General features: G+C 37.3%; 8 protein-coding genes. 3 read left to right on the forward strand and 5 right to left on the reverse strand.

The window, feature by feature from the left end; all coding sequences use genetic code 11:
* Positions 1-148: 148 nt before the first annotated feature.
* Positions 149-1,216, reverse strand: coding sequence for a cation:proton antiporter (locus ACZ5YP_RS00345; protein WP_464835263.1), 1,068 nt, complete (start codon positions 1,214-1,216; stop codon positions 149-151).
* A 17-nt stretch (positions 1,217-1,233) separates the two neighbouring features.
* Between ACZ5YP_RS00345 and ACZ5YP_RS00350 the strand changes: the two genes are divergently transcribed.
* Positions 1,234-1,977 carry a protein NO VEIN domain-containing protein gene (locus ACZ5YP_RS00350; RefSeq protein WP_464835265.1) on the forward strand — a complete coding sequence of 248 codons (744 nt, stop codon included), beginning with the start codon at positions 1,234-1,236 and terminating at the stop codon, positions 1,975-1,977.
* Positions 1,978-2,310: 333 nt separating this feature from the next.
* Here ACZ5YP_RS00350 and ACZ5YP_RS00355 read toward each other — a convergent pair whose 3' ends face one another.
* The 3 genes from ACZ5YP_RS00355 to ACZ5YP_RS00365 form a co-directional block, all read right to left on the reverse strand.
* Complete coding sequence (locus ACZ5YP_RS00355) at positions 2,311-4,230, reverse strand: DEAD/DEAH box helicase (protein WP_464835985.1); 1,920 nt, start codon at positions 4,228-4,230, stop codon at positions 2,311-2,313.
* A gap of 176 nt (positions 4,231-4,406) precedes the next feature.
* Entirely contained in the window at positions 4,407-5,051 is a 645-nt protein-coding gene (locus ACZ5YP_RS00360; protein ID WP_464835267.1) for a hypothetical protein, read from the reverse strand.
* Between the two features lie 8 nt (positions 5,052-5,059).
* Positions 5,060-5,674: a PD-(D/E)XK nuclease family protein gene (locus ACZ5YP_RS00365; RefSeq protein ID WP_464835269.1), complete on the reverse strand. Its 615-nt coding sequence runs from the start codon at positions 5,672-5,674 to the stop codon at positions 5,060-5,062.
* Positions 5,675-5,876: 202 nt separating this feature from the next.
* Between ACZ5YP_RS00365 and ACZ5YP_RS00370 the strand changes: the two genes are divergently transcribed.
* Together ACZ5YP_RS00370 and ACZ5YP_RS00375 are read left to right on the forward strand one after the other, a co-directional pair.
* Complete coding sequence (locus ACZ5YP_RS00370; RefSeq protein WP_464835271.1) at positions 5,877-7,130, forward strand: DNA methyltransferase; 1,254 nt, start codon at positions 5,877-5,879, stop codon at positions 7,128-7,130.
* The gene (locus ACZ5YP_RS00375; protein ID WP_464835273.1) at positions 7,127-8,479 is read left to right on the forward strand and encodes a hypothetical protein; all 1,353 of its coding nucleotides are present in this window, start codon (positions 7,127-7,129) and stop codon (positions 8,477-8,479) included. Before ACZ5YP_RS00370 ends, ACZ5YP_RS00375 begins: the two co-directional genes overlap by 4 nt.
* A gap of 405 nt (positions 8,480-8,884) precedes the next feature.
* Here ACZ5YP_RS00375 and ACZ5YP_RS00380 read toward each other — a convergent pair whose 3' ends face one another.
* Positions 8,885-11,545: a hypothetical protein gene (locus ACZ5YP_RS00380; RefSeq protein ID WP_464835274.1), complete on the reverse strand. Its 2,661-nt coding sequence runs from the start codon at positions 11,543-11,545 to the stop codon at positions 8,885-8,887.
* Positions 11,546-11,639: the final 94 nt, after the last annotated feature.

The raw sequence follows: 11,639 nt of genomic DNA on the forward strand, positions 1-11,639 counted from the left end.
CTGTTTCAAAACGGCGTTCACTTTTCCATGTTTCAGGCTACAACATAGTTTCCAATGGTTTGATTGTATTGTAGGGTATAATCAAGATATAGAGTGTAGTCGAGTAATTGTTGGAGGAGTAGTACTTTTACATCACTTGTAGAGTGAGTCAGGGTTTTGATGGAGGAGATTGTTTAGCTCTACTGGGTGTTTGTATGGGTTTCTGTATGGGGAATGGGGTTGGGAATGTCTGGATTTGTGAGGGTGGAGTTATTCTGGTGTAGAGTGATTTTATCACTATGGGTGTTAGAATCTGGGTTATTGGGATGCTTAATAGTGTACCTGCAAACATGTCTTGTTTTATAGCTCCTATTCCAAGACTTAGTGTAGCTGCTGTAAGTACGACTTCTGCTCTGGGGACCATGCCTACTCCTATAATCAAAGACCTTATATTATCTAAACCTATTGCTCTAGAGGCCACGTAGCATCCAATAACCTTTGAAGTCAGTGCTACAGCTACAACTAGTATTATGGTAGTTAGCTCTGCTGGGAGCTCTCTCGAGAGTTCTCCTATTTCTAGTCTAGATCCAGCGTATATGAAGAATAGTGGTGTAAATATTGAAGATATAATCCACTTAGACTCCCTTATTCTCTGGGCGAAGTATCCAGAGCCCGCTATTCCCAATCCAAGAGCGTAGGCTAGGAGTATTGGGCTTAAACCCATTGTAGAACCCATGTATGCGAAGAGTAGTAGTAGTGCGAAGGCTATTGACACCACGCTTGCTTCATGTCCCAATCTTGAAACCATACTGAATAGTCTAGGAGTCAACATGTTTGCTAGATATGCTGTTCCAAACCATGCTACAAATGCTAGTATTGGTATTACAACTACGTGTATTACATCTGTAGATTTCACTGTGAAACCGTGTAGGAGACTCAACAGTGCTAAACCAATTACGTCGTCTACTACTGCTGCTCCAATTACGAGCTGTGCTTCTAGAGTATTGAGGGCACCTAGTTCTTCAAATGTCTTTACTGTAATAGAAATCGATGTAGCAGATAGTATAATCCCCATTGCCAAGCTCTCATTGAAACTCCTACCAATCAATGTAAATACGAGTAAACTAGTAGCTACTGCTCCTACAACTCCTCCAAGTGCTACAATACCAACACTCTTCATGTTTTCGGTGAATTGTCTAAGATCGCTTTCTAAACCAGCTAGAAACAATAGAGACATTATCCCTATATTCGCCAGTGCAATATATAATCATTAGAGCCTTATCGCCAAACCATATTCTAGGTGTTGCAAAAACATATAACACGCGAGATCTGCAATACCTCATGTTAAAGGCTAAAACAAACGTTATAAATACTATTGTTAGAGAAGCTGTTTACGAGTTAATCACGTATATCACTCATACCGAAAACCGGGGCTTTGCGAGAAAACACGACAACTGGGAACCCAGAGATACAACTCAATACAGCGAGAAGTCTGAATACCTCGGAGCAATAATTTTTACTCAATCAATTGCTAATATCCCAATTCTAGGTGAAATTGAAAAAGCTAGAGAAATACTAGAAGTGGCAGCAGAATATGAAAAGAGATTAGAGGAACCGCCCGAGGACATCAAGAGAAAAGTTGAGGAAATAGCAGTTGAGATAGTAATGAAGGTTGAGAGAGAAGAGGGCCGTATACCCCGCCGTATGCCAGAATACATGCCATATGATATTGAAAGCATTGATCCTAATACAGGCGAAATAAGAATTATAGAGGTAAAAGGCCATAGTAGTACACAAGTACACGCAGAACTAACTGAAAACGAGTATAAAGTAGCAGAGAGAGAAAAAGACAGGTACTGGCTATACATAGTCTACGATATTAAAACCAGAACCCCCAAAATACTGAGATTCCAAAACCCCCTAGAAACCATGAACATAGAAATAATTGAAAAAAGACGTATGGAAAAAAGATTTATTCTACGACCAAGAAAAGTATAATCCAGTGGTAAAACCACTTTCTCATATTCCATTTAAACATAAATGGTAATGTATATTTCTGCTCTAAATCGAATACGTGAATTACACTAGTAGATCAACCATATTCACAATGGTGGGTTTTTCTAAATACCTTTTGTTTCACTGTATGAATGTCTACGGTCTTTTCTCCAACAGATATTATCCTTTTATTTTGAGTTTCAATAACTACATCTGTATTGAAATACCCTAAATACTAGTATTGATAATTGAAGTACTAAAGGTCTTTATTTTTGTCTTAATGGTTATTAATTTCAGAGTTTGAATCCTCTGATGATTGTTTTCTATAATATATTCTTATTTAACCATTATTAGTATTCTAGTGAAAACGGGGTTAGTTAAATGAGTAGTTCGGATCTGCCTGGCAAACTCGTTTGAACTTTTAATAAAGTTTATGATATTATCCTTATGTGAAAGATTCTTTAAAACCTTATCAAGGAGGTTAACATAGTTTTCAACGGTAGTTTTTCTGAGTAAAACTATGTCTTTTAATGTAACATATAATGGAACTACATTGAAATCTCCTAAAATCCTAGTCTCCTCTGTTATATCTGTTTCACCATAAATTAATTGATAAGCAGGGATTCTATTTCGCTCTGTTAACTTGTTGATGAATTCAACTATTTGTTTTAATGCTCGTTCTCTCTCGACACGTTTACCCTCCCTTATTTCTGCGTATTGATCATAACGGTAGTCTCCCGTAAATAGAACTCTATCAACATGATCCTGTGCTTCGAGTATAAATCTTTTAATGATTATCTCATATAGGTCTTTTAGAGTAGCTCTACTATCAACGAATACGAGGGATGAAATTTTCGAGAAACCATTATGGAATTTTTCAAGTCGTGTTCTAGCACTATTCAGCCAATGCATTAACGTAATTAGAACCTCCAATAGTGTTGTCCAGGACTTTCTATGTGGATATGGAATTATAACAAGACCTGTTTTAACTCGATAGGGATAACGCCATATGATTTGACCCGTATCATCCTTCCTTATACCCAAGTCATCGTTTACTGCGCAATCATAATCTAGATATACCAATTTACCCTGGGATCTATAGACATCTAGTATTTTCTCCGAAAGAATGCTTGCTAAGAATTCCGATAGTGTAGATGATGGTGAATGTTTGTCTATACATGTAGTTTTTAATTTAAAGAAACCTATTATATTACCTGTAAATATCTTTGCATTATTCTTACTAATGATTTGCTGATCTGTTAGTGTAGCACTAGACATTATAATGTCGAGTCCAGATACTAAATCAACGGGCGAAGTAGGTTCAGAGTTCTTACGCAGCCGTGCCCTTGTATAAAATAGTTTTAGAAGCGATGTTGCTAGAATTTCGAGGTCTTCCCTGGCATATACGTGAGCCTCATCAATTACAATAATACCCATGCTACTTACAATGTTGATAAAGGTCTGAGGATTGAGCAGAGCTGAATTAGAAAGTTTATGAAGTATTGAGTGATTTGTTATAACTATATCATACTCTGCTAAATAACTCCATTCATCTCCAGATTTTTTCATATCTTTTAGCCATGTTACTTCCTCGACATATATATTTTCATATTTCTCATCGGCTAGAAATACTCTGTAGTTTCTATACTCGTCAATACCATGGTATAGCTTGTATTGTTTACCCTCTTTTTTAACAAATATTTCTCGAAGACTCTTGAATTTCTGAGGCTTTAGCTTTGATGAATCAATATTGAGGCTATCTCCATCTCTAATACCAACGACAAGTTGTAGACCAACACCTTTTTCTATGAGAACTCTATTGACAATGTAGCAAGCTTCAATAATTCTTTCGAGCTGGTCTCTCGCTAGTGCTTTTCGCGGATAAATTATTATTGCTTTAAGTTTTGAACCCAGTAGCTTATTTACTAATACTTTTATCAATACATAGAAAAGAAATATCAGTGTTTTACCACTACCTGTAGGAGAAGATATTATAGTTAACGTGTCACGATCATCCTTCCACGCCTTAAACATTTCTAGTAGATAGGTGTATTGGTAATAAGTGAGGTATTTATAGTTATTCTGCAGCTCGCTTAAAATCTTAAAAACAATATCTACAACTTCGTTAATCTTAGTATTGTCATACACACCGAGTTTATGAGCGGTTTTAACAATACACTCTTTTATAGTGTCTTGGAGTTCTTTACTTTGTAGTGTTAAAACTCTTAGATTACTTTGTGTATTTTTAGACAACATCGCCAAGTAACTTTTTGGTAGTGGTGGTTCTAACATGAATGGAAGTATATTGGATTCCAGAGTTGCTGGATTAAATGGTAATGATGATGCCGTGCTTGCATAGCGATAGAGCATCCCATGCAGCGTCTTAAAATATGTATTCTCGACAAAACTAAAATCTTCTAGGCTAACCTCTTTTAATTCAAGTTCTTTAAAAAACTCCACGGCAAAGCATTGATAAGTCTAGAGAGTTCTATACCGTATACTCCAAAGAACCTCTCCAATTTTTCCATTATTATAAGAGAGTGGAAGTCTTGGAAGCTCCCTACTTCTATGACGTGTTTGGATTGTTTAGACATAGACGTCTTTTCCATGGTAGTAATGATACTTAGATTGTCTTGAGACCATTTAGGAACGATGAAAAGTAGACCATGATTTATCATTACAATAACTAATTTTGCTATAAGTTGTTCTAAACTATAATTGTTTTCAATGGGTGTCTTACTTAACTCTCTCAAAATCTCTTGGATTTTACTCCTGATTTCATTTACATCACATTTGGGTTCTGGATCTATAGGCTTCAATATATTGTATCCACAAACGATTCTTCTAACACCATTAAATACGGCATATGCTAGGACTATATAGTCTAATCCTCTACTAGTATTAGGTTTAACGCTGCTTTGTAATGGGTGCATATTATGGTAATATGCTATGGAATCACCGATATTTACTCCTTCCTCGACTATTGTATTAAACCTCATAATAGCTATTTCATTCAATAGAATTTCATGATAAATATTAATTATATCTTCTACAGCATCCCTCCTCCTATCACTCATAACATCACCTAGGAAGCTTTAAACGGACAATTGTTATTGATGCATATCTTGCATAAATCGGTTACTATGTACAAACTTCTATTTCCAGTCTTGTTGATTCCACTAGAAACGGTTTTCTGTCTGTCTGCAATGTATTGAACAATATTAAGTAATGTTCTCTTGATATCACCAGTTATATGGATAATATATGGCGATACTTTAAGTTCTCTTATATTTACATATCTATAAACCAGATATGCCTTAATACGATCAAGTGGTACTCCTTTGTTCATAGAATACATATATACATATAGCATGAGCTGAAGTAAGTCTTGAAATCTAACTCGGTGAATTTGTGTTGATTTAACTTCAACTATGTAGACGTATCCATCTGCATCTTCACATACAATGTCGGCTTTACCCTTAATAGTATCGTCAAGGGTAAGAGGATATTCAGTGATACATTTAGGTTTTTTCAACGATTTCTCAAATAATTCCATAACTTCTCCTACTAGTTTTTCATGTTTCTTAAACGAGGAATCCCAGACTTGAGGATTAGAATTGAAGAAAGTACAACTAAAATTCTCACTAAGGAGTCTTTTAACGCCAATTTGTGACGATGACCTCGACTCCTGGGGAGTCATACTTATTCAAACCAGTTTTTATGGTTTACATTCATATATCTATGAAACATTAATTATAAGTTTTTTAATTACTAAGGTTAAATTTGTTCTATACTTCTTATTTATCAAAGCTTAGAAGGAGGAATATTAATTGTTATTGGAGCTATTTATTTTGGGTGGTATAGAGTTAGAGCGTACTGTATTAGCAAGATAAGGGAGCGTTATGACCCAGAACATACGTTATGTCTTATTTAGAGAGCTTGTTGGCGAGATACCGTCGACTACTTATGCTACTCATGGTCTCTATATGTATCCTGCTAAGTTTATTCCACAGGTTGTCAGGTATGTTATTAAGAAGTATACACAGCCCGGCGATATGCTCTTTGATCCCTTTGCTGGTTATGGAACCCTTGCTATTGAAGCCTCTCTCACGAATAGGAATTGCGTCTTGTGGGATTTAAACCCGATACTACACCTCTTGGTGAGGGCCTCGCTGTATACAGAGCCATTGACGCTTAGAGACCTCGAAGTAGACTTTGAATACTCTGAGACATTCTACCCCAGATGGAATAATATTGGCTACTGGCACCCACCAGAATTCCTCAGGGTATTAACGCGTGTTTGGGGCTATTGGCATAGAGCACTAGACGACAAGCTCAAACCAGTAGTGGCTATACCACTATTGAAGATAACCAGGTACTTCAGCTACTCGGATGAAAAAATAGCAAAACTATACAAATCCAAGTATGCCGAGGAGAAGGTGAAGAAACTACTCAGTACTGATTGGAAGTCTAAGATGCAGAAGATGTATTGGGATTACACAAGGGAAACCCTGGAAAAAATACGCGAGTATCAAAGGTTAAAACCATATAAGATCAACTGTGTTGTTAAAGCAAGTGATTGGGGAGTATTCACCAGTGAAAAGCGAATCGTGGATAGCATAAACGAGAAGCTAGATAGAGAAGTCCATGTGTTAGTCACGTCGCCGCCATACCTACAAGCCCAGGAATACATCAGGTCTTTCAAGCTAGAACTAGCGTGGCTCGGATACCCAGACGACTTCATAACACAGCTATCCAAACACGAAATACCATACAATGAAATCGGAGAGGGAGAAATATCGAGTAGAACATACGAGGAGTTAAAGAAAGAAGTAGCCAGGTTAAACCACGACAAGCTCTTAGAGTTGTACACTGTCTACTTTAATTCACTAGCTAGATTTCTAAACAACAACCACGAGAAGGTAGCAAGCATAATCGCGTTTTTTGTAGGGCCCGCTAAAATAAGAAATATCAGAGTGCCAATAGACACAATAATAAGAGAACACCTCGAGTATCTCGGGTGGAAACACGAAGAAACACTAGTAGACACAATCGTAGCTAGAAGACTATTCAAAACCCAGGTAAACCCAGCAACAGGCATAGTAGATGATAGAATACCTACAGAACACTTGTTAATAATGAGGAGAAGAATATGAATCCCTCGAGTAACTCTTCTAGTGGGCAAAACTATCGCTACGTAGTACTCTACCTAACACCTGATAAAATAATCAATCAAAGTAAGCTCCTACAATTACAATGGAATAATCTCAAAACTCTTATACCATGCTTGATTGAAAGCCTGTACAGTGGTGAAGTCAAAGTAAAAATGCATGATTTAGACAAAATCTTCACAGGTATTATAAAATTGGAAAATATAGCACATAATAATATTCTAGGTAGAACAGCATCATTGTGGTTCTACCTGACAAGAATATTCCATCAATCAATGGGCCCCCGAGTAGGAAACTTCGCGGAAGAACTCTTAACTTACTGGATTAATAATAGTGGAAATTATAGTGTCATAGGACGAAACATATCTCTCGCCGAGGCTCTTCGAAAAATAGCCAATGTCTATATTCAAGGAAGAAATAAAATAGATTTCGTATTGAAAAGTAAAGAGAGAATTGCATTTATAGAAATTAGAACAAGTGAGCATACAGGTGGTAGGACGGCACAGGAGTCCCTCTTAGACAAGATTGTTTTAATTCTCTATTTTCTCGAGGATTCCAAAGTAAAACTCAGAGAAAAACTAGAAAGTATTGGTATACGTGAAGTAGATCTCTCAATAGCTATATTATTTAATGAAAACCATGAACTCCTAACAAAAGAAAATGCTAGCGTAGGTAGATTCACCTCCTTAGTTAACTATATTATGGAAGATAGACATGTATGGGGAGCTCTAGAAAAACTAAGCGGTGATTATAAACTATGTGACGGCCTGGTTTTAAACAAGGATGTTGTCTACAAGCGTATTTCTGATATTGCTAATAGACAGGTATGTATTCAAAACACTAAGTCTGGATTCAAAGTCTGGTTGAAAATTCTCTTTGGAAACGAATTCTTTACAGATTATGTAGGATTAGATTTTGAAACACTTGCTCTTCACAGCGATGTGATAGCAGATGACGTCTGGTTGTTTTATTCATTGCTTATAAATGAGGTTAAAGTAGCAAGACAATACGGTCTTACAAATGTCAGAGCTGTATATGAAGAATTAAAGAAGAATGGAAGCAGGGTAATAAGAGAGTTCGCTGAACTATATAAGAAGGCAAATCTACAATTAGAGGATTACATAGATAGTCTAAATGATTTAGCTGAAACATGTGCAGTGGAAATAATGAGAATTTATAGTAGAGAAGGTAAAGACCTTAGACTTTTAGAGACAAACAATATTACAGCTAATTTCGAATATTTAAAACAAGTATGTCTGGGTTCTATTGCAGTATATCTACATAGAGATATAGATATTGGAAATACCAGGAGACAATGCATATGGTCACTTTAATAATTGCCTGCCATGAATGAATAGACATAAAGGTGAAATTGATCCATAGAAAGCGTATGTAAAAATCCCCGTTATATCTAGGCAGTTTCGTGTTACAAGTTAAAAATCAACATTTGGTTCCAAATACCAGAAGACAATCTTCGAGGTCAAGAGAGAACGCTCATTAATAACGCCTGCGGAAAGGCTTTAAACACGCTTCGATATAACAAGATAGTAGAGGAGAGGTGAACTCGCTCTATGAGCCAATCGAAGAAGGAGGAAAAGAAGGGAGAGAAGAAAGAGGAAAAGAAAAAACCTGTGTCTTGTAGGGGTTAAATTCTAAAAATACTTTTGATTTAATGGGTTTAATTTAGATTTGAACATCGTGACAGGTATTGTATATAAAACTCTGGATAGATATTTTGTTTATCCGATCCATTGTTTTAACGCTATGTCTATGTGTTTGTAGAGTTCCAGTAGTTTCTCTTTTACGTAGTCATGTTTGTTCTTCAACTCGGGGTTTAATGCTTCGAGGAACTCAATGTCTATACCTAGCCTAATCGGGTCTGGGTCTCTCGGATTGAATTGCTCTGGTATTCTCCTAGGTTGTTTCTCAGCATATCTATCGAAGACTCCCGCTAGTCGTTTTATTGTTTCCGAGTCTAGGGATGCAACGTCTAGAACAGGCATTAAGAGCCACTGTCCCATTTTAACCTGGGCCCAGCCACCTCTTGTCTCTTCTCTATTGATAAGTATTGTAAGTAGCCCCCACGTGGTGTTAAACCATAGGACTAGTGCTTTCTCTGCATATGGCTCTGTAGAGGGGTCTACATTTAGCTTTATAGCATAGTGTGTATTAGATAGCATTTTCTGATCGGAATAGAGAACTATGACGCGAGAAGTAACATACCATATATTTACACCAGGAAGAAGGATCCTACCAGCATATATGTTAAATTTCTCAATGGCTTTCTCTTTAACTTCCTCGTTCTTTGGTATTAGATATGCGTTTGGTCTTATCTTCATGGAAGATCTGAATCTCTCTTCCGTTCCTTTTAGAGCTGGATAAGGTGTAATGGTAGCAGTACTGCAATTGTATAATGTGTAGAATTCTTTAGCATCTATACCAATAGCTTTTACTGATACATATACTTCTCTTTTTCCTCGTTTTCTCCTCACATTAACGGTCTTTAAGAGCTTGTGCAATCTAACCAGGGGAATTTTGACCTTCAGATCACTTATAGGAATGGTTTTACTTTCAAGGAATTTAAACATGTAATCGCTAAGTAGAGGCTCAGGTATAGATGCAAACCTGTACCAGTTGTCAATATATTTAAGTAGTTCTTCTCTCTTAACCCTTTTGATTATGAAGCTAACGTTGCCAAGCGAGGCTGATATCTCACCTCTTTTAACAGCTTCAATTATTCTCTCAGCGGTAAGCATACCCTCAAGTGATATTCTAGGTTTCTTTGTTAGAATTACGAACACTGTTTCTTCATCAGGTTTGTGTTCTCTAACCCTCTTAGCCACTAATAGAACCTCGCTGAGTGATGAACCCTCAGAGAAGTTATAGCCTCTTTCAGGGTCTGAGCTGACTATAACGTATTTAACGTGAAACTCTGAGGCGAGAAGTACTCTAGCTAAGAACCACTGAACTCCTGAAAGTACAGCTCGAGGTAGTACAAATGCTATTACACCTCCTTCCTCGTTTATATATTTGTAGGCTAAGTAGAGGAAGGGTAATGCTTCACCCGCTAAGCCTATGTTGAGATACTGCCTCAACTTTTCATCGCTAACTCCCTCAATAATATTCTTTAATTCCTCTGGCAAACCCTGAAGGCGTTCTATATTCTCCTTGGCTATATTCCTTAGCTTCTCTGTCACTTGCTCGAGTATCTCGCTATATTTTTCTTTTAACTCCTTTCTGGGTTGTTCTTCTGTTATGAAACCAAAGAACGAACGCTCCTCCTCGGGAACCTCCTTGCTCCTAAGAGTGGGCCTCGCAAATGGCGGATTCATTATAATAACATCGAACTTATCAGGTATTTCAACTCTGCCAAAATGACCTTCAATAGTGACCTTTCCAGCTACATCTTGAAGGCCTCTTTCCAAGTATCCTAGGATACCTCCTACCCTCTGACTACCAACCAAGAGTTCTAGACTACCCAGCCAGGCTCCTTTTACTGGTATGTAGTCTAGGTATCCTAGATATATTGTGTAAACATTCTCCTTGGTTATTGTGGTTGGTACTAGTAGAGCAAGGTTTATAGCTGTGATCTGGGAAGCGTATTTCAATGCGTCAATGCCATAGATGTTTTCTTCGACTAGTTTTCTAGCGATTTCATCTGGGTTTACATCGTCTAAGTCATAATAGTATTTGAGTGCAGAAGCAATCCTTGTACATGTATTGTGTACAGCTGTGAGTAGTGTCCCACTACCACAAGCAAAGTCTCCATACCTAGAGTTCTTTATTCTCTCTATGATTTTGTATGCCTCTTCATCTGTGATCTCCAGTATGTTTTTCTCGTCTAGTCCTAGAAGGCTATAAATTGCTAGTGTTGCAAGCAGGTATGCAGCTGGTATCTCAGTGTAGAATGTGGCAAAGCCTTTTCTAAGTGCTATATCACCAGTGATTTCATGGTATACTCTACCAGCAAAGTCTCTCTTTAACAAGCTCCTCTTAGAAGTAATTTTCAATGCTATATCTACGAGGTCTTTAACCCTGTACTCGATGTCTCGTGGAATCACATCAAGTATTTCTAATGTAACTCCAATTGCTTCTCTATAGTCTATTCTTAAGAGGTCTTCAAGGGCCCTCCTAAGCCCCTCGATGTACCCAGACTCTCTAATGTAATCGCTTAGTGAACGTAGGTGGGAATGCCCGTTGCTAATGTGTTCATAGAATACTGATGATAGGATTATGGATAGAGCGGTTTGCCCGAAGACTACCTCAGGGTCTTTTTTCTCAGCTATGGATAGACCATATAGCTTGTAGAGTATATCGTATATCTTTTCGCGGATGACTCCTCCTCTAACCTTATCTATTGATTCCAAGCTCTTTGTAAAATCAAGTATCTTTACCTTCATTTTCTTTATGAGTTCTTCGACTTCCTCCTCGCGTATGCTGAAGACGTGGAGGTATAAGTGGTGGGATGTATACTTCTACGAGTGTCCTAAATGT

The sequence above is a fragment of the Sulfophobococcus zilligii genome, assembly GCF_055398255.1.